The organism is Weissella paramesenteroides (assembly GCF_036327715.1).
GTDB lineage: Bacteria > Bacillota > Bacilli > Lactobacillales > Lactobacillaceae > Weissella > Weissella paramesenteroides.
In genome coordinates this window covers 1,285,410-1,308,546 of record NZ_CP130559.1, presented here as the reverse complement: position 1 = coordinate 1,308,546, position 23,137 = coordinate 1,285,410, and the positions used below count along the sequence as shown (strand labels likewise).

Below are 23,137 nucleotides of genomic sequence, written 5' to 3'. Positions count from 1 at the left end.
ATATGAAAATAGCATATGCATCTGACACTGGTCGTATGCGTGCAGAAAATCAAGATTATGTCAGTGTTTTTATCAATCAATCTGGTGCACAACTAGCAATCGTCGCTGACGGGGTTGGTGGACAAAATGGTGGTGACGTTGCAGCCACAATGGCAGTGTCCCATATTGGAAATCAGTGGGAAAAGTCGGCAATTGCGACAATTGACACTGCTAAACAATGGTTGATTGATCAAATTAATAACGAAAATGACACCATTGTTAAGACGGCGCAACGATATCGAACACTGAACGGTATGGCAACTACTTTGGTCATTGCAGTCATTTTGGCTCATCAATTAGTCATTGCTAATATTGGTGATTCACGGGCGTATGTTATTCGCCAACGCCAAATTAGGCAACTAACAACCGATCATAATTTAGCAAATGAACTTCTACAAGAAGGTGCCATTACTGAGGATGAAGCCGTAACTCATCCTGGTCGCCACTTAATTACACGACAATTAGGGGTTACAGATGATTCAAAACCAGATTTATTTGCAATTAATTTATATCCGGATGATTATGTTTTGATGACAACGGATGGTATGCCAAAACATGTTAGTGACAAGACCATCTTACAAACCGTTTTGGCAGCTAATGATATTGCGGATGCTGTGACACAGTTAATTACAAGTACAAATGATGCGGGTGGATCAGACAATGTGACAGTTCTTATTGGTCACCAGGAAAGCGAGGACTACTAAATGCGAATAAATCAATTGATTGGTGAACGATATCGCATTGTAGAACCGCTTGGTGAAGGTGGTATGGCTAATGTATATCGTGCACATGATATTATTTTAGATCGAGACGTATCATTAAAACTAATGCGTTTAGATATGCGGGATGACGAGGACGTTCGTCGGCGATTTAATAATGAAATTGCTGCAACGTCAGCAATTTTACACCCGAATATCATTCAAGTTTATGACTATGGTGAAGAAGGTGGTTCACAGTATTTGGTAACGGAATTTGTTGCCGGTATGGATCTAAAACGGTATATTGCCGAAAATTGGCCAATTCCAGTTAGTCGAATTGTTGATATTATGCAAGACATTCTGGCAGGGATTGCGGTGGCCCATCAAGCAGGAATAATTCATCGAGATTTAAAGCCACAGAATATTTTAATTAGTAATGAAGGGGAAGCAAAAATCTCCGACTTTGGTATTGCTAGGGCACAAACGTCTTTTGGCATGACGCAGACAAATACGGCGATTGGTTCTGTTCATTACATGGCTCCTGAACAAGTTCGTGGTGAAGCTGCATCAAACCGCAGTGATATCTATTCATTAGGAATCATGTTGTATGAAATGATAACGGGTCATGTGCCATTTGATGGGGAAACGGCTGTTGCTATAGCGGTTAAACACGCTCAAAATCCAATGCCATCTGTCAGAGATGTTGATCCACGTATACCACAGCCTTTAGAAAATGTTATTTTTAAAGCGACAGCCAAAAATCCGATGAGTAGATATGCGTCAGCACAAGCGATGTCAGATGATCTATCAACAGTATTATCACCGAATCGAATCAATGAGCCGGAATGGCATGATCCAAATGATGTTGATGGAGATAATACTGAGACGAAAGTTATTCCATTGGCACAGATTAAAGAGGTTGCTAGTCAACGGCCAAGAGAGACCACGAAGTCGGAACCTCTTTTAAAAGAAACACATGCAGACTCTTCTGCAGGGAACTCACAGAAATTAGCACTTAAATCTAAAAAGAAGAAAAAACGTCGCCGTTACTTATGGTTGGCATTATTAGTTTTAGTTTTCATAATTGGTGGATTTGGTATCTATGGTGCGATGCAACCAGATAATGTTCATGTTTCAGATGTGCGTGGCATGACCCAGGCAAATGCTGAAAAGACTTTGCAAGAAGATGGCTTAAAGCTTGGTAATATTACAACGAAACATTCAAATGATATTGAACGTGGCAAAGTTATTCAAACAAATCCAAAAGTTGGTAAAACTGTTGCAGCGGATTCAGTTATTGATTTAGTTGTATCTAAAGGGCCAGCCAAAGTACGTTTTGGTGATTATGTTAATGAAAAATATAGTACGGTAAGTAATAAATTAGAGAATAAGGGTTTTGAAGTAACTAAAAAAGATGTGGCAAGTGATACGGTACCAAAAGGTTATATTATATCGCAGAATGTGGATGCAGAGGATAGCGTCGTTCCAAGTAAGACTAAGGTGAAATTTAAGGTATCAACTGGTCCGAAGAGCTATAACGTGCCTAATTTTACAGGTAAATCACAAGGTACTGTTAGTGCGTGGGCGCAAACCAATGGTGTGGCTGTTAATTTTAATAGTGTTTACTCAGATAGCGTGCCAGCAGGATATGTTGTTTCTCAATCAATGACTCCCGGCAGTAAACTGACTAAAAATGATGTTTTGCTTGTCACTATATCTAATGGGCCAAATGAAGCAGCTCATTCATCAAGTAAAACATCAAGATCATCAAGTAGTAGCAGTACTAGTGAAAGTCGTGAAAGTAGCTCTTCACAAAGTAGTTCATCAAGTAGTGCATCAGATGACACTGAATCGGATTCAACAAGTCAACCAGCATCAGAAAGTACACAATCATCTAGTTCATCATCACAGTCAGATTAGTTAAATTGGATAGGAGTTTAGATGACAGAATATCATGGACAAATTCAGTTAGCATTAGCAGGTTTTTATGATGTCCTAACAGCAGACGGAGAAGTTTTTCGCACACGTGCTCGAGGTAATTTTCGCAAAAAAGATCTAAAACCACTTGTGGGTGACTGGGTGACCTTTAGTGCTGAAACATCTAAAGAAGGCTATATACTTTCTATTGATGAACGGACAAACAGTATTGTCCGTCCACCTGTTGCGAATGTTGATCAAGTGATTATTGTTACAGCAGTTAAGATGCCGGATTGGTCGAGTAATTTACTGGATCGACAACTAGTTGCACTGGAAGAAAAGCATATTGAACCAGTTATTTATTTTACTAAAACGGATTTATTGACTGCTGAAGAAAAACATGATTTTCAAACAATTGCTGAGGGATATCGCCGGATTGGTTATCAAGTCGTACTACCAGAGAAGGCGTTTGATGAAGAAAGCCTGACCCAAGTTAAGCTGCTATTAGCAAATAAATTGACCGTCTTAATGGGTCAAACAGGAGCAGGTAAAAGTACATTGTTGAACCATATTTCTCCTGACCTACAGTTAGCAACAGGTGAAGTATCTCAAGCATTGAGTCGAGGACGGCATACAACTCGGCAAGTTGCCTTAATTAATTTATACGGCGGATTCGTTGCTGATACACCAGGTTTTTCAGCGTTTGAAATCTTTGATATGCCTGCACGAGAATTAGGTCAGTACTTTCGAGATTTTAATCAATTTTCAGATGGGTGTCGTTTTAGGGGATGTGTTCATTTAAACGAACCTGGCTGTGCCGTTAAAGAGGCCGTGGCTGAGGGGAATATTATGACGTCTAGGTATGAAAACTATAAATTATTTTATGATTTGATTGCTGGTCGACGCCCAGTTTATAATAAACATGATAAAAAACATTAAGAGTATTTTTAAAGAGGGTAAAAATTATGACAATTAAGGTTGCACCATCTATTTTAGCTGCAGATTATTTGAATTTGGCACGTGATGTGTCAGTTGTTGAGAATGCGGGTGCGGAGCTATTACACATTGATGTGATGGACGGTTCGTTTGTTCCGGCAATTGCTTACGGACCAAACTGGGTAAAGGCACTGCGTAAAGTAAGTAAGATGACACTTGATGTTCATTTGATGGCTGTGGATCCTGAACGCTACATTGATGAATTTGCAGCTGCAGGTGCGGACATTATTGGTGTACATTATGAGGCAACAAATCATATTCATCGTGCATTACAACAAATTAAGGCACATGGTATTAAAGCGGAAGTGGTCATTAATCCTGGTACAGCGGTTTCTGTTATTGAACCAGTTCTATATATGGTTGACCAAGTACTAGTTATGACGGTTAATCCAGGATTTGGTGGTCAACAATTCCTACCTGAAATGATTGAAAAAATTGCCATTTTGGATAAATTGAAGCGGGAAAAAGGCTATACTTTCGATATAGAAATTGATGGCGGTGCGAATGATCAAACAACTAAAATGGCCTATGATGCTGGTGCAACTGTTGCTGTAGCAGGTTCTTATGTTTTCGATAAGGTAGACCCTGCAGCAAAAATTGCGAAGTTGAAGGAAGTCACGGCTGACTAATGAATCGAATGCGTTTGTTAGTTGGTGGGCCAATGTCAGAATGGCCAGATGATTTAAAAAAAGGGTTACTTGATGGACCGTGGGCAGCCGCAGACCGAGGTTCACTGCGCTTGTTACATTTAGGTCAAGTTCCGGTTTTGACAGTTGGTGATTTTGATTCAGTCACATTTGAAGAGCGACAAGAAATCATGGGTCAATTACCCAAAATTGTTAGTGTAAAACCAGAAAAAGATGATACAGATACTGAATTGTTATTAAGTTTAGTTGAGAAAAATTACCATCCGGATAAAATTGAAATCTATGGTGCCACAGGTGGCCGAATTGATCAATTGTTATCTAATATTTGGATTTTTACTCAACCGCGTTTTACATCAATTGTTGAGAAAGTAGCGATTATTGATCGCAATAACCGTATTGATTTCTTCTTGCCGGGTGAGCATACCATTGTAAAAGAACCCACAATGAAGTATTTGGGATTCATGCCACTGATTCCAGTAAGCGGCCTTTCGTTATTGGATGAAAAATATCGTTTAGATGATTGGTCTGGAAATCCGTTCTCATTTTCTTCAAATGAATTTTTGGGTGAAGTTAATCATTTCTCATTTAAGAGTGGCATTGTCGCAGTTATCCAAAGTCGTGATTTAATCGGGCAAACTGCTGATCAATAAAAAATGTGTAAAGTAAAAATACTTTACAGAAAACCCTTGCTTATTGCGTAAGGGTTTGGTATTATTATTCAAGTAAATAAAAGCACTGAATTTAAAAGAGCTTAAGATTGGAGGGTAAACATATGGCAGTTGATGCAGTCAATGGAAAGCGTACTCGTTTTGGTAAACAACGTTCACACGCCCTTAACTCAAGTAGTCGTAGCTGGAAGCCAAACTTGCAAAAAGTGACGGTTAAGATTAACGGTTCAGCACCTAAGAAGGTGTACCTATCAGCTCGTACTTTGAAGGCTGGTTTGAAGAACGGCTCAATTGAGCGTGTATAAGATATAAAGCTGCCGTTTGGTAGCTTTTTTCTTTTATATGACATAAAAATGATTGCAGTAATTACCAGCCAATACTAATGCCTTGCTTGTGGTAAAATAGTATTAGCTTTATATGGAGGTCATTCTAATGGCAGTAAAGATCCAAACAGCACAAGGTGCAATTGAAATTGAAAACGACGTCATCGCAACGATTGTAGGTGGTGCAACTACTGATAACTATGGTGTTGTCGGTATGGCAAGCCAAAATCCGTTGCGTGATGGTGTGAATCAGATATTGAACGGTGATAACTTCTCAAAGGGTGTTGTTGTTCGCCAACAAGATGGTGGTGTCACGGTAGATGTTCATATTATTGTTGGGTATGGCATGAAAATTTCCGAAATTTCTAAGAGTGTACAAGCACGTGTTAAAAATGATTTGAACGTTATGTTAGGCATTGTTGCTAGCGAGGTAAATGTAACGGTTCAAGGCGTACGTATGCTAGGGGATTAGCCTGGTTATAAGGAGTTGAATACTGTGGAAGTTGTAACGACAATTACCAATGTTGAGTTTGGTAAAATGATTAACGCAGCAGCGGATGCGTTAAAAAACAATGCAGAAAAAATAAATAAATTAAATGTCTTTCCTGTTCCGGATGGAGATACTGGAACAAATATGACCTTGTCAATGGCAAGTGGGGCAGAGTATGAACGGAATGAAGATGATACACATCTTGGTAAGTTAGCTCAAGCAACCGCAAAAGGCTTGTTAATGGGGGCTCGTGGTAATTCAGGAGTTATTTTGTCACAAATATTCCGTGGCTTTGCTGCAAAAATTGCCGACAAAGAAACATTATCAGCGCGTGATTTAGCAGATGCCTTGATGGGTGGAGCTGAGACAGCGTATAAGGCAGTTATGAAGCCAACAGAAGGAACTATTTTGACGGTTATCCGTGAGGCTGCTGCAGCTGCAAATCGTACAGCAAAGAAAACTGATGATGCAACCCAAGTGATGGCTGATGCACTCGATGCAGCTGAAAAGGCACTTGCATCAACACCAGATTTGTTGCCGGTATTAAAAGAAGTAGGTGTTGTTGATTCTGGTGGTCAAGGATTAGTAATCGTTTTAAGTGCATTCTATGCAGTTTTGTCTGGCCAAGAAGTGAAAACCGAATTGGATAATGCTAACCTTGATGCAATGGTGCTTTCATTGCACAATGCGGGTGTACAGGGTGAATTAAACCCCGAAGATATCGAGTATGGTTACTGTACTGAAATCATGGTCGATATTGCTAAGGGAACAACCTATGATCAAAAGTTTGATTATGATACTTTTTATAATCACTTAGCTGGTTTGGGTGATTCATTACTTGTGATTAACGATGACGATGTTGTTAAAGTGCACGTGCATACAGAAGATCCAGGTGACGTCATCAACTGGGGTACGCATTTTGGATCACTGCGTAAAGTTAAAGTAGATAATATGCGTGACCAACAGGCTGAAGCTGCTAGTGTTGCGGCTGAACAAAAGGCTCATGCGGTTGATGAAGAAAATGAAGCTGGTCCAGATTTGGCGGTCATTACAACTGCTGCGGGTAAAGGCATACAGGAAATTTTTGCTTCAGCAGGCGCAACGGTAATCATCGATAGTAAGCAGGCACCATCAACGCAAGATTTATTGCAAGCAATTAAGGATAGTCATGCCGCTGCTGCAATTATTTTGCCGAATGATGGCAATATTTTCATGGCTGCTGAACAAGCTGTTTCACTTGCTGATGTACCTGTTAAAGTTGTGAAGACAAAAACAATTCAACAGGGGTTAACAGCACTTGTTCTAGGATATGATCAACTGAAGTCACTTGATGAGAACGAGGCTGCGATGTCTGCAATGATCACTGAAGTTAAGTCTGGATCTGTGACAACTTCTGTTCGTGATACAACAATTAATGGATTGGCCATTCAAGCTGGAGATGCCATTGGCTTACTAAATGGTGAAATTGTTGTCGCCGTTCCTGATGCAAATATTGACCAGGCAGCTTCAGAATTGTTAGCGAAAATGATTGACGAAGTTTCAGAATTAGTGACGATTTATTATGGTGAAGATTCATCACTTTCTGCTGCTGAGGCACTACAGACTGCTGGTGAAGCACTAGATGATGAATTAGAGTTTGAAATTCATGATGGTGGTCAACCATTATATCCAATTCTATTATCTGTTGAGTAGTCCAAGGTGAATCCTGCTTAAATGCACGCAAAAAGTTAGAATTTATTTAGAAGGTCTTTGGTGCATATGTTACTGAGGACCTTTTAGTAGTTAGTCAGAAAGGAGGAAAATATGCCAAGCTTACTTGATAGTATTTCAGAATTATCAGGTGTTGGTCCTAAGCGTGAACAAGCACTGAATAAATTAGGTGTATTTACGATTGATGATTTGTTAACTTATTATCCAAGACGTTATAATGATTTAGCACAAAAATTGCCGTCTGAGACACTTGATGGCGAGAAAGTAACTTTTAAGGGCCTGGTTACATCTCCACCAGTTGTCAGTCGACTAGGTTTCAAAAAGACACGACTGAATTTCAGACTAACTGTGTCCCATGATACAATTCAAATTTCTTTCTTCAATCAACCATGGTTGAGTAAAAATATTGTTGTTGGCGAAGAAGTTGCAATTTATGGGACCTATAATAAAGCACACCAAAGTTTATCAGCCATTAAAATGATGCCTAAAAATAACGAGAATGAATTAGAGGCAATCTATCCTTCGTCAAAAGAGATTAAAGCTGGTACAATTAAAGATTTAATTTTTCAAGCATTGGGTAAATATGGTGATTTACTAACGCAAGAGATTATTCCATCAGATATACGACGAAGATATCGATTAATGAATTATCATGATACAGTTTTTGGCATGCACGCACCAGAGAATGAATTTTTGGCAGGTGAAGCACGACGGACAGCTTCATTTATGGAATTTTTTGTCTTCCAAATGCGTCTCCAGGTTATTAAACAAATGGATCGACATAATCAAGGACGATCAGTGAACTTTGATAATCAGCAATTAAAAAGTTTTATCAAAGTATTGCCATTTGAATTAACAGCAGCACAAAAAAAGGTTGTCAACGAAATTGTGCGTGATATGCGTAGGCCTGTACATATGAATCGGTTGCTACAAGGTGATGTCGGATCTGGAAAGACAGTGGTTGCAGCATTGGCTATGTATGCGGCGATTACTGCAGGCATGCAAGCTACCTTGATGGCACCAACTGAGATCTTAGCACAGCAACACGCACGAACAATAGGAAATTATTTTGATCCAAGTGAAGTGCGTGTTGAGATATTAACGGGCGCCACTAAAGCAGCAGCACGTCGCCAGATATTAGCAGATTTAGCAGAAGGTGATATTGATATTTTGATTGGCACGCACGCACTAATCCAACCAGATATCGCATTTCATAATCTTGGATTAGCAGTCATTGATGAGCAACATCGTTTTGGTGTGCAACAACGGGCGACGCTTAGAAAAGTAGGTGTTAATCCAGATATTTTAGCGATGACAGCCACACCCATTCCGCGAACATTAGCTATTACAGCTTATGGTGAAATGGATGTGTCGATCATTGATCAATTACCTGCTGGCCGTAAAAAAATAAAAACGTACTGGCTAAGACATAATAAAATAGCAAAGGCGATTCAATTTGTTAAAGAACAATTAGCAAGTGGAGCACAGGCTTATGTTGTTACCCCTTTAATTGAGGAATCCGAGACTTTAGATGTCCAAAATGCACAAGCTGTTTATGAAGAATTATCGACTTACTTTGCACCAAAATTTAATGTTGGCCTCTTACATGGGCGGCTATCAAATGACGAAAAAGACACTGTTATGACAGCGTTTAAGGCAAATGAATTTCAGGTACTTGTCGCAACAACCGTGATAGAAGTTGGGGTCGATGTGCCGAATGCAACAGTTATGTTAGTACTAGATGCGGATCGTTTTGGACTGTCACAGTTGCACCAATTACGTGGCCGGGTTGGACGTGGTGAACGACAAGCATATACGTTTTTAGTAAGTGATCCTAAAACACAATATGGTATTGATCGTATGGAAGCAATGGTAGAAACAACAGATGGGTTTGTGTTAGCGCAAAAAGATTTGGAGTTACGTGGTGCGGGAGATGTTTTGGGTAATCGTCAGTCAGGTGTGCCAGAATTTAGAGTTGGTGATCCAATTGCAGATTTAGCAATGATGAATGTGGCACAGGAGGAAGCAATTGAAATTGTTTCACAACCTGATTGGGATAAATCACCAGAGATGGTTGGATTAGCTGAAATGTTATCAGAAACAATGAATCGTTATCGTAATTTCGATTAAAAGGTAATTTATGTTTTTACCAAACCGTTAAAATGTGTTACATTTTATAGTATTGCAATTATAAAAAAGAAATAAAATCCATGAGGGAGTCAATTATGTATAAAATTGCTGTTGATGCAATGGGTGGTGACAATGCACCTGAAGCGATAGTAGCTGGTATTGAACAAGCACGAGATAAAATGCCAGATACAGAATTTTTACTATTTGGTCAGTTAGATAAAGTTAAGCCTTTAGTAAAGAATGCAGAACGTCTAACATTAATACAATCTGATGAAGTAGTTGAAATGGGTGAGGAACCAGTCAAGGCAATTCGCCGTAAAAAGCAAAGTTCTCTGGTCATGGCAGCTCAAGCTGTTAAAGACGGAGAAGCTGATGCTATTTTTTCAGCAGGAAATACTGGAGCCTTGTTAGCAGTAGGAATCTTCACTGTTGGTCGAATTCGAGGTATTGATCGTCCCGCACTGTTGACTGTTTTGCCTGCTCTTGATGGTCCTCATGAAGCATTTGCAATGATGGATGTTGGTGCAAATGCTGAAAACCGGCCAACGCATTTGTATCAATATGGTATTTTAGGTTCATTTTATGCTAAAGAAGTGCTTGGCTTTGACAACCCACGTGTTGGACTGCTTAATAATGGTACTGAAGAAGATAAAGGTGACCCAATTCATAAAGAGGCACACCAGTTATTAAAGCATGGTGCAGCACAGTCTTATTTGAATTTTGTGGGCAATGTTGAGTCTCGTGATATTCTGCAGGGACCAGCTGATGTGGTTGTTGCGGATGGCTTTTCAGGTAATGCAGCACTAAAGGCAACTGAGGGAACAGCTTTGGCCATGTTACGTTTGATTAAACATGCAATTTTAGATGGTAATGTAAAAACAAAATTAGCTGGGCTAATGTTGAAACCAGCAATGAAGGACATTCAATCCCGCTTAGACTATTCACAACATGGTGGTGCTGTTGTTATTGGTGTTAAAGCACCAGTTGTTAAAACACATGGTTCAGCTGGACCAAGTGCGGTAGCAAATACAATGGTGCAGATACATACAATGTTGGAAACTGACCTTGTTGCCAAAACTGAGGCATTTGTGGCAGAACATAAGACTGATTTATCAAAATCAGCAAAGTAAATGTTTACAGTATATTTAAAGTGAGATAGGCTTACGACAGATGATTTTAGAATAGGAAGTAAATATCATGGAACGACAAGAAATTTTAAATAAGGTAATCACATTAGTTGCTGATCATTTTGAATTGGATCCAGCTAGTCTTACAGGTGAGACTAATCTAATGAAAGACATTGATGCAGATTCAATTGATTTTGTTGAATTAGTATTAGAAATGGAAGATGAATTTGGGGCTGAAATTTCAGACGAAGATGCTGAGAAATTAATTACAATCAATAATACAGTTGATTACATTGCATCTCGTGCAAAGTAAAAGAACATCTTGTAATGCAAAAAGTAGAGCTGAGAGAGAAAATATTCTGTCTCGGCTTTTTTGTCTTTTTTACTAAAAAATAATATAGATAATTAATGGTCTGGTATAATAGAAAGGTGTATATACAAAAGAAGGTAGGACTATGTTTAAACAATTACAAGCAGATTTAGCAACAGATCATCATATTCATTTTAATGATTTAAAGCTATTGGAAGAAGCGCTAACACAGGCGAACTATATCAATGAACACCCAGGGTATAAGGGTGGTGATTATCAACGACTCGAATTTTTAGGAGATGCTGTTATGCAACAATCGACAGCGGTCTACTTATTTAAACGTTTTCCAAACTGGGATGAAGGTCGATTGACAGAGTTGAGAATTTCAATGGTCCAAACAAGGGCGTTCGCAGCTTTGTCACGTGAGTTGCATCTAGATCGTTATGTGCAATTAGGTCGTGGAGAAGAACTGTCTGGTGCACGAAATCGTGACTCATTATTGGAAGATTTATGGGAAGCATTCATTGGTGCTTTGTTTTTAGATCAAGGACAAGAAGTTGTCATGAACTTTTTGGAAGAAATGATGTTTGTTAAAATAGATGAAGGCTTTTATGATCAATTTGTGGATTATAAATCTAAGCTACAAGAATATTTACAACGACATGGTACGGTTAAAATTGCTTATACGAAACTTGATGAACAAGCGATTTCTAACAATGAACAAGTTTTTACAATACAAGTATCTGTTGATGGAAAACCATTAGCAACTGGTGAAGGTAAGTCTACCAAAGATGCCGAAAAAATGGCTGCACGAAAAGCTTATCAATCTTTAATGAACAACTAGGATTATGAAATGAAATTAAAAACTTTGGAAATAACTGGTTTTAAGTCGTTTGCTGAACGAACCAAAATTGAATTTATGCCAGGTATTACCGGGGTTGTCGGCCCCAACGGCTCAGGAAAATCAAATATTATTGAAGCAATTCGCTGGGTAATGGGAGAACAGTCTGCCAAAGGATTACGTGGTGACAAAATGGCAGATGTCATTTTTGGTGGAACTTCAGAAAGATCGCCTTTAAACCGAGCTGAAGTTGCTATTACTTTTGACAATACTGATCATTATTTAAATTCAGATTATTCAGAAATTACAATCACTAGAACGTTATACCGGAATGGTGATTCAAATTATCAAATAAATGGTGTACATGTACGACTTAAAGACATTCATGAATTATTTATGGATTCGGGACTTGGTCGTGAAAGTTTCTCGATTATTTCTCAGGGACGTGTTGAGAGTATTTTTAGTGCAAAACCTGTTGAGCGACGCAGTATTATTGAAGACGTTGCGGGTGTTTATAAATATAAGCAAAACAAAGATAAGGCAGAAAAAGAACTGGGTGACGTCCATGATAATTTAACCCGTATTGCCGATATTTTATATGAATTACAGGGACGTGTTGAACCTCTCGCACAAGAATCAGCGAAGGCACAAGATTACTTAACAACGAAAGCCTCTTATGATCAATTAGATCAATCAAGAATCGTGCTTGAGCTATTAGATTGGTATCAAGAAAAAGACGAACTGACCAAGAAGCTGACAACAGCCCAAACTGAGTATGATAAGCAGCAAGAGGCTGTGAATATCAAGAAAAAAGAGTTACAAAAGTTTAGACAAGAACAACTATCATTAACTGAACAACAACAAAAATTACAAGAAGTCTTGGTCGAAAGTATTAAACAGGTTGAAAAGTTAACTGGTGAACAAAATTTGCAGTCCGAACGGCGCAAGAATCGTACTGAGACAACAACAGATTTAAGTAGCCGATTAAAAGTAGCAACCGAGCGTCTGGCATCACTTGAATCAAATTATCAACAATGTTTACAAAAATTAGCAGATCAGCAGTCTGAATACACTCATTATCAACAATCAATTGAGCAAGCAAACGAAAATCATCCCCGAACTAAACTAGCAAAAGTTAGTGCTGAAATCGAACAGGTTCGTCATGATTTGGTTGCAACCATGCAAGACTTAACGAGCGCTAAAAACAAACAGAATTACTTGGTTCAAGAAAATGAGCGTAGTGATGCTGAATCATTACGATTACAGCAACGCAAAGCCAAAATTGAGCAACGATTATCAGATGCCAATAATTTAGTTGATAAAAAAAATAATGATTTACAACAGGCTGAGAAAACATTAAATACGGCGCAAGAATCATTTGAAACACTTAAGAAAAAAGGGCAGGCATTGGAGCAACAACGTGATACCGAGCGGCAAGCCTGGTTTACGAAGATGGAGCAGGAACAACGTTTAAGTACGAGACTGCAATCATTACAACATTTGTCAGAAAATTATGATGGCTATTATCAAGGTGTTAAGAATTTAATGAAGGCACAGCAACAATTTGAAGGTATTCAAGATGTTGTTGCAAATTTAATTTCTGTTGATGATCAACATCGTATTGCAATTGAAACAGCATTAGGATCGGCATTACAACATGTTGTTGTAAAAAACGAGCAGGTTGGAAAGGCGGCCATTCAGTATTTGGCCAAACATCGTTTAGGACGGGTTACTTTTTTGCCACAAACTACCCTTAAAGCACGTCATTTATCGGATTATCAAATGACAATTTTGCGACAATCAACAGGGTTTGTCGGAATTGCATCGGATTTAGTGACGACAGCGTCTGCTTACCAAAATATTATTGCAAATTTATTAGGAACGACAGTGATTGTGACGGATATGTCAGCAGCCATTCAAATTGCTAAGGAATTACAATATCGTGTGCGCTTGGTTACTTTGGATGGTCAGGTTATGAACGCTGGTGGTTCAATGACTGGTGGTGCAACACGGCAACACGGTAACGGTTTACTGTCGCAAAAGACAGAGATAGATCAACTAACGCTACAAGAAGCTGAATTACATCAAGCGACGTTAGCATTAGAACAGCAGGTTAAGCAGATTGACCAGCAATTACAAAAAGTGACAGAGGCATTTAATCAACAACAGGCACAGGTATTAAAAGCCAATGAACAATTTCAGACTGACCAGGCTAGCTTACAATTAGCAGAATCAACACTTAAACAGGTAAAAAAAGAGCAAGCTGCGTTACAATATGACTATCAGTTAGTTGCTGATGTGCAAGATAAAAAAACATCAGTTGATCAAAATGAACAGGCTATCACAGATTTGTCTGTACGACAGCAAAACTTACAAAAAGCTTTAGATGATTATCTACAGCAACAGTCGACTATTGAGACAGAAATTGTGCAAGCAGATCAGCAAATTAGTGATTTTAAATCAGCTTTAGCTAAGGCTGAAGCCGTCGTATCCTCATTGGTTACTAGGAAAAATGATTTACTTGAGCAGAAAAATGCTGAGCAAAGTCAAATTAAGTTGATTGAACAGCAAATTAATGATTTGGCACAGGATGAAAACGACGTTCAAGAGCGTTTGACACAACAACTAGAAGATGTGCAACGACAAAAGGCAACGGCTGAGCAAAGTTTGGCAACTTTAAAATTTGAACTAGAGCAAGTCCAAGAACAGCATGATACAACAAATAGTGAGCTTGGTCTTATTCAAGATATGGTTAGTGAACTGATGACCAGTATTTCGCAATATAATGGACGTCTAGGTGAGTTGCGATCATCGATTAATACTAACGAACAAACGTTAGAAACGACTTATGATACTTCATTTGAATTTGCTAAGTCGGAATTATTAAATCTCGATATATCAACAATTAGAACAAAATTGAAGTTATTAAAGCAGGGATTAGATGAAATTGGGCATGTCAACCTAAATGCCATTGATGAATATCAAACAGTTAAAGAGCGTTATGACTTCTTAATGCAACAGCAACAAGACTTGATTGCTGCTAAGGATAATTTACAAGAGACTATGTCTGAAATGGATACCGAAGTCATTACGAGATTCCGGGCGACATTTGATGCAATTGCAGAGCAGTTCGCTAAAATATTTGTCAAGATGTTTGGTGGCGGACAAGCCTCATTGATTTTGACAGATCCAGATCATCTATTAACAACAGGTATAGATATCAAAGCACAGCCACCAGGAAAAAAGTTCCAACAAATGAGCTTATTATCAGGTGGTGAAAAAGCTTTAACAGCAATTAGTTTATTATTTGCAATTCTTGCCGTTAGACCAGTACCTTTTGCTATTCTTGATGAAACTGAAGCTGCGTTAGACGAGGCAAATGTGGATCGATTTGCGCATTATCTGCATGAAGTAAACCATCGAACACAATTTATTGTTATCACCCATCGTAAAGGTACAATGACAGAAACCGATGTACTTTATGGAGTGACAATGCAAGAGCCAGGTGTCTCAACCATGGTTTCAGTTAGTTTGACTGATTTGGATGACACTATGGTAGAAAATTAGGGGGATATGAATAATCATGGGATTATTTGATTTTTTTAAAAAGAAGCCGACAAAAACAATTGCGGTTGAAATTCTATACCCAAGTAGTTGGGAGAATGGTATGCCACCAGTCAAAGTTGTCGCCATTGAAATACTACAACCAACACCAGGTAAAGCAGTTGACATTGCGTTACCTAAAGTCGATACTTTAGAAACAGAAACAGAAACAGAAACAGAAACAGAAACAGAAACAGAAACAGAAACAGAAACAGAAACAGAAACAGAAACAGAAACAGAAACAGAAACAGAAACAGAAACAGAAACAGAAACAGAAACAGAAACAGAAAATGCTAGTGAAAAATTAGATACTGGTTTGAAAAAGACTAAGAAAACATGGTCTGAACGATGGAATGCGTTTATGGCAAACTTCCGTTCAGTTGATGAAGATTTCTTTGATGACCTAGAAGAAACACTTATTGGGGCAGACGTTGGTGCACAAACGGCGATGCAATTAACTGATGAATTGCGTGATGAAGTAAAACTACAAAACGCAAAAAGTAAACAAGATGTTTCTAAGGTTATTGTTGATAAGCTCGTTGATTTGTACCGTAGTCAAGGAGTTAATGAAGACGCATCCATGCATTTTGCACCAGAAGGTCCAACTGTGATTTTGTTGGTTGGTGTAAATGGTGTTGGTAAAACCACAACAATTGGAAAATTATCGGCGTATTATAAAAATGCTGGTAAAAAAGTTGTTCTAGCTGCAGCCGATACTTTTAGAGCAGGGGCGACTGAGCAGTTGGTTGCTTGGGGTGAGCGTAATGATATTCCAGTCGTAACAGGTTCTTCAAAAGCAGATCCCGCATCGGTGGTTTTTGATGGTGTAAAGACAGCTATTGATACGCAAGCAGACATTTTATTTGTTGATACGGCAGGTCGTTTGCAAAATAATGTTAATTTAATGCAGGAATTATCAAAGATGAAGCGTATTATTACGCGTGAACTACCAAATGAACCACAAGAAGTGTTATTGACACTTGATGCAACAACGGGTCAAAATGCAGTGCAACAAGCAAAACTATTTAAAGATTCGACAGATGTAACAGGTATTGTACTGACAAAGTTAGATGGTACAGCCAAAGGTGGTATTATCTTGCCAATTCGAAACGAGTTACATTTACCGGTTAAGTGGGTTGGCTTGGGCGAAAAAGTCACAGATATCCAACCTTTTGAAGCAAATGATTTTGCAAAGAGCCTGTTTGGTAGTCTGTTAACGGAGTCAAAGTAATGGAATTAGAAAAAAGCATGCGCTTAAATATGTTATTCGATTTCTACCAACCATTACTTACGACAAAGCAAAATGACTATTTACAACTATATTATGCTGACGATTACTCTTTGGGTGAGATTGCTGATGAATATCAAGTTTCTAGACAAGCTGTGTATGATAATATTAAAAGAAGTACACAACTGCTAGAGAATTACGAAAAAAAATTACATTTGTACGATGATTACCACAATAGAGAACAAGCAGCGGATCATTTAAATGCATATATTCAGAAAAAGTATCCGGATGATCAGACACTGGTTCGTTTAGCATCAAAATTATTGACATTAGAAGAGGAGTAAAGTAATGGCCTTTGAAGGTTTAACAGATCGATTACAGAAAGCCTTGAGTGGCTTACGTCGTAAAGGAAAAGTTACAGACGCAGACTTACGTGAGACCATGCGTGAAATTCGGTTAGCCTTATTGGAAGCCGATGTTAACTTTAAAGTTGTTAAGGACTTTGTACGTAATGTACGCGAAAAAGCATCTGGTGCAAAGGTTTTAGAAGGACTTAACCCAGCGCAACAAATTGTCTCGATTGTTAACGATGAATTGACGGCAATGATGGGTGAGTCAGCCGTAGCACTTAATAAATCACCCAAAATACCAACAGTTATTATGATGGTTGGGTTACAAGGTGCTGGTAAAACGACAACAGCAGGAAAGTTAGCCCTAAAGTTAAAAAATGAACAGAACGCACGCCCATTAATGATTGCGGCCGACGTTTACCGTCCTGCCGCGATCGAACAATTAAAGACTTTGGGTGAACAGATTGATGTACCTGTATTTGATATGGGGACTGATGTTAATCCACGTGAGATTGTAAAAGCCGGAATGGAGAAGGCAGCTGAACTAAAGTCAGATTATGTCTTCATTGATGCGGCAGGTCGTTTACAGATTGACGAAGAACTGATGCAAGAGTTGGCAGATGTCAAAGACATTGCACATCCAGATGAAATTATGCTGGTTGTTGATGCGATGACTGGTCAAAATGCCGTGGAAACTGCTGAAGGATTTAATGATCGTCTGGACATTACTGGTGTTGTTTTGACGAAGTTAGATGGAGACACCCGTGGTGGAGCAGCGTTATCAATTCTTGCTGTGACTGGAAAACCAATTAAGTTTGTCGGTCAAGGAGAAAAGATGACGGATTTGGATATATTCTATCCAGATCGTATGGCTAGTCGTATTCTTGGTATGGGTGATTTGCTGACTTTGATTGAAAAAGCCCAAAAAGATTATGATGAAAAGCAAGCGAATGAAACAATGGAAAAAATGAAATCAAATACTTTTGATTTCAATGACTTCATTGACCAGATGGACCAGTTACAAAACATGGGTCCGCTTGAAGACATTATGAAAATGATTCCAGGGATGGCAAACAACCCAGCTTTAAAGAATGCAAAAATTGATCCAAAAGATATGGCACATATCCGTGCTATTGTGATGTCAATGACACCCGAAGAGCGAGAAAATCCGGATGTTTTGAATCCATCACGAAAGCGTCGTTTAGCTGCAGGAGCAGGTCGCCCAGTTGTTGAAGTTAATCGAATGGTTAAGCAATTTAACCAAATGAAAAAGATGATGAGCGGTGTGATGAACGGTAACATGGCTGGTATGGAACAAATGATGAATGCAATGGGTGGCGGCGGAAACGGTGCTGGCTTCCCAGGAGCTGGTGGTGGTATGAAAGGCAAGATGGCTAATATCGCTATGAAGCAAATGGCTCGTAAAATTCGTAAAAACAAGAAAAAGCGTCGTTAATTATAAAGTGTAAAGGGAAAACACTTTACAGCATTTGTTAAGTCTGTTATAGTTGTAAATGTAGAAAACAATTGGAGGAATTAATTAAAATATGGCAGTTAAAATTCGCTTGAAGCGCATGGGTTCAAAGAAGCACCCTGTATACCGTATCGTTGTTGCTGACTCACGTTCACCACGTGATGGTCGTTTTATTGAAACTGTGGGAACTTACAACCCACTTGTACAACCATCAGAAGTTAAATTGGACGAAGAACTAGTTTTGTCATGGTTGAACAATGGTGCACAACCATCAGACACTGTTAAAAACTTGTTGTCAAACGCTGGTATTATGGAAAAGTACCATAATGCTAAGTACTCAAAGTAATTTGAGGATTGATATATAGGCATTCATAGGGGTTTTGGTCACTTTTGGTTACCCAAGCAATTATTCATTGCCTAGAATATTTAAAGTAATATAGAAAAAAGGAATCCATTAAGTGGATTCCTTTTTTTGTGAGATGCTACGACGTATTACCAAATTGTTTTTAAGTCATTAAAAACATGCAACTCTAGTTGATTATCGTCAAGATGCCAAATACTCACTGCACCATTGTCAGGTTCTGCTTGATCACCATCAAGTTGAGCAAAATGCTGACCTAATGTACTAAGCAATCTACCATGTGAGACTAAAAGCACGTTATCGTTATCATTATTTTCTTTACTAATTTTCCTAAAACCAGTCATTAGCCGCTGCCAAAAAAGGTCTGCTGTCTCAGCATCCCCAGTTGGATCAGCCTCATGAATGGCATTGATGATTTCAAAAGGACCCAATGCACTGGTTAAATTAGCAAAAGTAGAGTTTTCGGGTAATGAGCGTTTTTTGGCAATTGCTTGAGCGGCGATGGTGTTGGGGATGCCATCAAAATAGCCAAAAAATTGTTCTCTGAGTTCAGGCAATGGTTGCAATAATTCTGAATCAGTATGTTTATTTTGATTTAACACAATCTCGGCAGTAGTCGTGGCACGCTCTAAATCAGAAGAATAGGCGTTATTGAATTTGATATTTTGTAGACGTTTACCAGCAGATTTGCCATCCTGAATTCCTTTTTTTGTTAGTGGGGCATTTGTCCATCCTTGTATACGTTTGTACTTATTAATATACGTTTCACCATGTCTGACAATATAAAGATTAATACTCATTGGTTGGTCTCCTTGTACTGCAATTATTAGTTAAAGTTTATCAGATAATTCCAGACATTGCCTATTCAGTTAGCTTTATTTTACTGGTATACTACAATTAATAGAACTATTGAAAAGGAAGAAAACATGGCACTTTATAAAGTCGGTAAAATTGTCAATACACATGGTATTCGTGGTGAAGTGCGTATTGTACCAACAACAGATTTTCCTGCAGAACGTTTTAAAAAGAACAAAAACTTGATTATTCAAACACCAGAAGGTAATTTAACAGTTCAAATTGCTACCTCGCGTCAGCACAAACAATTTATGTTAGTTAGTTTTGTCGGTATGGGGAATATTAATGATGTTGAGCAATACAAGGACTGTGAAGTCTTTGTTGCTGATGAGTTACAACAGGCATTGCCTGATGATGAATTTTATTATCATGAAATTATTGGTCTCGATGTTATTGATAATGCAACTAATGAAATAATTGGTAAGGTTAGTGAAATTATGCCAATGCCCGCAAATGATGTTTGGGTTGTTCATACAAAGGGTAAAGAAGATCTATTGCTGCCATTCATTGAAGATGTTGTGACGGCAATTGATTTAGATGCTGGCACTGCCAAAGTAAATTTGTTAGAGGAAATTTAAACATGCGAATTGATGTATTAAGCCTTTTTCCAAACATGTTTGCGCCAATGCGAGAATCTATTATTGGTAAAACAGTCGAACGTGGTTTGGTTGACTTTAACGTGACCGATTTCAGAAATTATACAGATAATAAACATCATAAAGTTGATGATGAAATCTATGGTGGTGGGCAAGGAATGCTTTTAATGCCGCAACCATTATTTGATGCAATGGATGCAGTGGAAAAAGAAGCAGGTAATCGTGGTCGAGTGATTTTGATGGATCCTGCGGGTAAGACGTTCAACCAAAGCATTGCTGAAGAATTAGCCAAAGAAGAGCATTTAACGATTATTGCCGGGCATTATGAAGGATATGATGAACGCATACGAACTTTAGTTGATGATGAAATTTCTCTGGGAGATTTTGTTCTAACTGGTGGTGAATTAGGTGCGATGACTGTTATTGATGCGACAGTACGATTACTAGATGAAGCACTAGGGGATGAGCGTTCTGCAGTTGATGAATCATTCTCAACTGGACTACTTGAATATCCACAGTATACACGTCCGGCTGATTTTAGGGGGTTAAAGGTGCCAGATGTTCTTTTGTCTGGTCATCATGCAAATATTGCTAAGTGGAAGCATAAAGAGGCCCTGCGTAGAACATATCAACGACGACCAGATTTATTAGCGGATTATGTGTTAACAGCTGAAGATCAAAAACTGTTAAAAGAAATCAAGCAGGAAGAGCAAAATAATTAGTAGCACTTGTTAAGTGACTAAAAATATGTTAATATTCTATTCAGTGCTTATTAGCACAAAATAAAACCCGATAATCCGCTGGCCGAGTGGTGTAATGATTGTCGAAGAGGAGATTTGATTATGCGTCAAAACGCTTTACTAGAGAAGTTGGTTGCTGACCAATTACGTACAGACATTCCAGAGTTCCGTGCCGGAGATTCAGTTCGTGTTCACGCACGTATCGTCGAAGGTTCACGCGAACGTATCCAAATTTTTGAGGGTGTTGTTATTAAGCGTAAGGGTACTGGTATCCAAGCTACTTATACTGTTCGTAAGATTTCAAGTGGTGTTGGTGTGGAGCGTACGTTCCCATTGCACTCACCACGTGTTGACAAAATTGAAGTAATTCGTCATGGACGTGTACGTCGTGCTAAGTTGTACTACTTGCGTGCATTGCACGGAAAGGCTGCTCGTATTTCAGAAGCACGCCGCGGCTAATAAGGGTAAACTATTAGTGAAAAAGCCAACCTTCATGGGTTGGCTTTTTTTGCAGATATATTTTTAGGGGGATTGAGTCTGTGAGTGTTGGTAGGAAAACAAAAAAAGAGAAACGTAATATTGGATTAGGCTGGCGGATTGTTTTTGGGCTAATAATTGGTATTGTTCTGGGCGTTTTATTTTTCAAGAATAAAATGGCTATCACCGCGATGCAAAATATCGGTACAATGTTTATTGGCCTCATTCAAATGATTGTTTTACCAATTGTGGTATCTAGTCTAACAGTAGGTATTGCAAAAATGGGTGATATACGTAAATTAGGTCGCGTGGGACTAAAGACTTTAATTTATTTTGAAATATTGTCGACAATTGCAATTGTATTAGGGATGATTGCTGGAAATGTTTTTGAACCAGGAGCCCATGTGAATGTGCATAATTTGCAAGCAACTAATATTAGTAGTTATTTGTCCACAGCAAAATCAGCCAGTTCTGGGGGTATCTGGTCAACAGTGATGGATGTCGTACCAACTAATTTTTTTGCATCATTAGCAGATAGTAAGATGCTTCAAGTTATTGTATTTTCAGTATTTTTTGGGTTAGGAACTGCTGCAATTGGTCAAAAGGGACAAATCATTATTGATGTCTTGGATGCAGTTGCTGAAGTGATGTTTAAAGTAACGAATTGGGTGATGCAATTGGCACCAATCGGTGTTGGTGCACTAATTGGTGCTACGGTTGCTCAGATGGGATTAAACTCATTAAAGTCATTAGGATATTTCATATTTGTGGCCTACCTCACAATGATAATTTTCATGATTGTCGTTCTAGGCGGGGTATTAAAAATCTACAATGTTAATATACTAAACTTATTTAAGGTGTTACGTGATGAGATGATTTTAGCTTTTACAACTGCTTCTTCAGAAGCGACACTGCCACGAATTGTGTCTAAAATGGAGAAGTTTGGTGTTAGCCAAGGAATTGTTTCTTTTGTCGTACCGACTGGATATTCATTTAATTTAGATGGCTCGGCAATCTATCAGGCCATTGGCGCGTTGTTTATGGCTCAAGCATATAATATTCATCTATCGGTAATGCAGCAATTGACCTTATTAGTCGTATTAATGATTACTTCAAAGGGGATGGCTGGTGTACCAGGTGCATCGTTTGTTGTTCTTTTGGCCACAGTTTCTTCAATTGGTGTGCCTGCACAAGGGTTAGCGTTTATTGCTGGTGTTGATCGATTGATTGATATGGGACGTACTGTCGTTAATGTCGTCGGTAACTCAACAGCATCAATTGTTATTTCAAAATCTGAAAAAGATTTTGACGAAAAGAAAAATATAACATATTTGGCAAAATTAAACGATTAACTATAAAGCAACGTTTAGAAATTGTAAAAATAATCCGCAATTTTTTGGATTAAAATCAAGATCATCAAGCTATCGGATTCAAATCGGTAGCTTGATGATTTTTTCTTTATTGACGAGAACTTATGTCGCCTTTACCTACTAACTGTTAATTTGTATAGCTGAAAAAAACGCGATAAATCACTGTTCTATATGGAATAATACCTAT

General features: G+C 38.4%; 22 protein-coding genes. 21 read left to right on the top strand and 1 reads right to left on the bottom strand.

What is annotated here, in order from left to right; all coding sequences use genetic code 11:
- The first annotated feature begins 2 nt into the window (after window positions 1-2).
- The 17 genes from QRX23_RS06490 (at window position 3) to rpsP (ending at window position 18,897) form a co-directional block, all read left to right on the top strand.
- Window positions 3-743, top strand: a complete 741-nt coding sequence (locus QRX23_RS06490; protein WP_131473389.1) for a Stp1/IreP family PP2C-type Ser/Thr phosphatase — start codon at window positions 3-5, stop codon at window positions 741-743.
- Window positions 744-2,657, top strand: a complete 1,914-nt coding sequence (gene pknB / locus QRX23_RS06485) for a Stk1 family PASTA domain-containing Ser/Thr kinase (RefSeq protein ID WP_330155071.1) — start codon at window positions 744-746, stop codon at window positions 2,655-2,657.
- 21 nt (window positions 2,658-2,678) lie between these two features.
- A complete protein-coding gene (gene rsgA / locus QRX23_RS06480) occupies window positions 2,679-3,593 on the top strand; it encodes a ribosome small subunit-dependent GTPase A (RefSeq protein WP_330155070.1) in 915 nt (304 codons plus the stop codon).
- Window positions 3,594-3,619: 26 nt separating this feature from the next.
- Window positions 3,620-4,279: a ribulose-phosphate 3-epimerase gene (gene rpe, locus QRX23_RS06475; protein WP_002828515.1), complete on the top strand. Its 660-nt coding sequence runs from the start codon at window positions 3,620-3,622 to the stop codon at window positions 4,277-4,279.
- Window positions 4,279-4,947 carry a thiamine diphosphokinase gene (locus tag QRX23_RS06470; RefSeq protein ID WP_330155069.1) on the top strand — a complete coding sequence of 223 codons (669 nt, stop codon included), beginning with the start codon at window positions 4,279-4,281 and terminating at the stop codon, window positions 4,945-4,947. Before rpe ends, QRX23_RS06470 begins: the two co-directional genes overlap by 1 nt.
- 122 nt (window positions 4,948-5,069) lie before the next feature.
- A complete protein-coding gene (gene rpmB / locus QRX23_RS06465) occupies window positions 5,070-5,270 on the top strand; it encodes a 50S ribosomal protein L28 (RefSeq protein WP_002828513.1) in 201 nt (66 codons plus the stop codon).
- A gap of 127 nt (window positions 5,271-5,397) precedes the next feature.
- Entirely contained in the window at window positions 5,398-5,760 is a 363-nt protein-coding gene (locus QRX23_RS06460; protein WP_040760851.1) for an Asp23/Gls24 family envelope stress response protein, read from the top strand.
- A 24-nt stretch (window positions 5,761-5,784) separates the two neighbouring features.
- Window positions 5,785-7,470 carry a DAK2 domain-containing protein gene (locus QRX23_RS06455; RefSeq protein ID WP_330155068.1) on the top strand — a complete coding sequence of 562 codons (1,686 nt, stop codon included), beginning with the start codon at window positions 5,785-5,787 and terminating at the stop codon, window positions 7,468-7,470.
- A gap of 111 nt (window positions 7,471-7,581) precedes the next feature.
- Window positions 7,582-9,618 (top strand): ATP-dependent DNA helicase RecG, encoded by a 2,037-nt coding sequence (gene recG / locus QRX23_RS06450; RefSeq protein ID WP_330155067.1) that lies wholly within the window; start codon window positions 7,582-7,584, stop codon window positions 9,616-9,618.
- A 95-nt stretch (window positions 9,619-9,713) separates the two neighbouring features.
- Window positions 9,714-10,748: a phosphate acyltransferase PlsX gene (gene plsX, locus QRX23_RS06445; protein WP_150177860.1), complete on the top strand. Its 1,035-nt coding sequence runs from the start codon at window positions 9,714-9,716 to the stop codon at window positions 10,746-10,748.
- Between the two features lie 67 nt (window positions 10,749-10,815).
- Window positions 10,816-11,058 (top strand): acyl carrier protein, encoded by a 243-nt coding sequence (gene acpP, locus QRX23_RS06440; protein WP_002828508.1) that lies wholly within the window; start codon window positions 10,816-10,818, stop codon window positions 11,056-11,058.
- A 142-nt stretch (window positions 11,059-11,200) separates the two neighbouring features.
- Entirely contained in the window at window positions 11,201-11,899 is a 699-nt protein-coding gene (gene rnc / locus QRX23_RS06435; RefSeq protein WP_002828506.1) for a ribonuclease III, read from the top strand.
- A 9-nt stretch (window positions 11,900-11,908) separates the two neighbouring features.
- Window positions 11,909-15,463: a chromosome segregation protein SMC gene (smc, locus tag QRX23_RS06430; protein ID WP_330155066.1), complete on the top strand. Its 3,555-nt coding sequence runs from the start codon at window positions 11,909-11,911 to the stop codon at window positions 15,461-15,463.
- Between the two features lie 16 nt (window positions 15,464-15,479).
- Window positions 15,480-16,730: a signal recognition particle-docking protein FtsY gene (gene ftsY, locus QRX23_RS06425; RefSeq protein WP_330155065.1), complete on the top strand. Its 1,251-nt coding sequence runs from the start codon at window positions 15,480-15,482 to the stop codon at window positions 16,728-16,730.
- A complete protein-coding gene (locus tag QRX23_RS06420) occupies window positions 16,730-17,071 on the top strand; it encodes a putative DNA-binding protein (protein ID WP_330155064.1) in 342 nt (113 codons plus the stop codon). Before ftsY ends, QRX23_RS06420 begins: the two co-directional genes overlap by 1 nt.
- Window positions 17,072-17,075: 4 nt before the next feature.
- On the top strand, window positions 17,076-18,533 hold the full coding sequence (ffh, locus tag QRX23_RS06415; RefSeq protein WP_330155063.1) for a signal recognition particle protein: 1,458 nt from the start codon (window positions 17,076-17,078) through the stop codon (window positions 18,531-18,533).
- A 91-nt stretch (window positions 18,534-18,624) separates the two neighbouring features.
- Entirely contained in the window at window positions 18,625-18,897 is a 273-nt protein-coding gene (rpsP, locus tag QRX23_RS06410) for a 30S ribosomal protein S16 (RefSeq protein WP_002828499.1), read from the top strand.
- Window positions 18,898-19,043: 146 nt separating this feature from the next.
- On the opposite strand, the gene QRX23_RS06405 is transcribed toward rpsP, so the two are convergent.
- Window positions 19,044-19,712 (bottom strand): histidine phosphatase family protein, encoded by a 669-nt coding sequence (locus tag QRX23_RS06405; RefSeq protein ID WP_330155062.1) that lies wholly within the window; start codon window positions 19,710-19,712, stop codon window positions 19,044-19,046.
- A gap of 126 nt (window positions 19,713-19,838) precedes the next feature.
- Here QRX23_RS06405 and rimM point away from each other — a divergent pair, with 126 nt between their 5' ends.
- From rimM to QRX23_RS06385, 4 genes are all read left to right on the top strand, one after another.
- A complete protein-coding gene (gene rimM, locus QRX23_RS06400; RefSeq protein WP_330155061.1) occupies window positions 19,839-20,345 on the top strand; it encodes a ribosome maturation factor RimM in 507 nt (168 codons plus the stop codon).
- 2 nt (window positions 20,346-20,347) lie between these two features.
- Window positions 20,348-21,085: a tRNA (guanosine(37)-N1)-methyltransferase TrmD gene (gene trmD / locus QRX23_RS06395; RefSeq protein WP_330155060.1), complete on the top strand. Its 738-nt coding sequence runs from the start codon at window positions 20,348-20,350 to the stop codon at window positions 21,083-21,085.
- Window positions 21,086-21,205: 120 nt separating this feature from the next.
- Complete coding sequence (rplS, locus tag QRX23_RS06390; RefSeq protein WP_330155059.1) at window positions 21,206-21,562, top strand: 50S ribosomal protein L19; 357 nt, start codon at window positions 21,206-21,208, stop codon at window positions 21,560-21,562.
- An 80-nt stretch (window positions 21,563-21,642) separates the two neighbouring features.
- The gene (locus QRX23_RS06385; RefSeq protein WP_002828494.1) at window positions 21,643-22,932 is read left to right on the top strand and encodes a dicarboxylate/amino acid:cation symporter; all 1,290 of its coding nucleotides are present in this window, start codon (window positions 21,643-21,645) and stop codon (window positions 22,930-22,932) included.
- The last annotated feature ends 205 nt before the right edge of the window (window positions 22,933-23,137 follow it).

Coding starts and splice junctions, on each gene's coding strand:
- QRX23_RS06490 (WP_131473389.1), top strand. CDS start 3: ATGAAAATAGCATATGCATCTGACACTGGTCGTATGCGTGCAGAAAAT.
- pknB (WP_330155071.1), top strand. CDS start 744: ATGCGAATAAATCAATTGATTGGTGAACGATATCGCATTGTAGAACCG.
- rsgA (WP_330155070.1), top strand. CDS start 2,679: ATGACAGAATATCATGGACAAATTCAGTTAGCATTAGCAGGTTTTTAT.
- rpe (WP_002828515.1), top strand. CDS start 3,620: ATGACAATTAAGGTTGCACCATCTATTTTAGCTGCAGATTATTTGAAT.
- QRX23_RS06470 (WP_330155069.1), top strand. CDS start 4,279: ATGAATCGAATGCGTTTGTTAGTTGGTGGGCCAATGTCAGAATGGCCA.
- rpmB (WP_002828513.1), top strand. CDS start 5,070: ATGGCAGTTGATGCAGTCAATGGAAAGCGTACTCGTTTTGGTAAACAA.
- QRX23_RS06460 (WP_040760851.1), top strand. CDS start 5,398: ATGGCAGTAAAGATCCAAACAGCACAAGGTGCAATTGAAATTGAAAAC.
- recG (WP_330155067.1), top strand. CDS start 7,582: ATGCCAAGCTTACTTGATAGTATTTCAGAATTATCAGGTGTTGGTCCT.
- plsX (WP_150177860.1), top strand. CDS start 9,714: ATGTATAAAATTGCTGTTGATGCAATGGGTGGTGACAATGCACCTGAA.
- acpP (WP_002828508.1), top strand. CDS start 10,816: ATGGAACGACAAGAAATTTTAAATAAGGTAATCACATTAGTTGCTGAT.
- rnc (WP_002828506.1), top strand. CDS start 11,201: ATGTTTAAACAATTACAAGCAGATTTAGCAACAGATCATCATATTCAT.
- smc (WP_330155066.1), top strand. CDS start 11,909: ATGAAATTAAAAACTTTGGAAATAACTGGTTTTAAGTCGTTTGCTGAA.
- ftsY (WP_330155065.1), top strand. CDS start 15,480: ATGGGATTATTTGATTTTTTTAAAAAGAAGCCGACAAAAACAATTGCG.
- QRX23_RS06420 (WP_330155064.1), top strand. CDS start 16,730: ATGGAATTAGAAAAAAGCATGCGCTTAAATATGTTATTCGATTTCTAC.
- ffh (WP_330155063.1), top strand. CDS start 17,076: ATGGCCTTTGAAGGTTTAACAGATCGATTACAGAAAGCCTTGAGTGGC.
- rpsP (WP_002828499.1), top strand. CDS start 18,625: ATGGCAGTTAAAATTCGCTTGAAGCGCATGGGTTCAAAGAAGCACCCT.
- QRX23_RS06405 (WP_330155062.1), bottom strand. CDS start 19,712: ATGAGTATTAATCTTTATATTGTCAGACATGGTGAAACGTATATTAAT.
- rimM (WP_330155061.1), top strand. CDS start 19,839: ATGGCACTTTATAAAGTCGGTAAAATTGTCAATACACATGGTATTCGT.
- trmD (WP_330155060.1), top strand. CDS start 20,348: ATGCGAATTGATGTATTAAGCCTTTTTCCAAACATGTTTGCGCCAATG.
- rplS (WP_330155059.1), top strand. CDS start 21,206: ATGCGTCAAAACGCTTTACTAGAGAAGTTGGTTGCTGACCAATTACGT.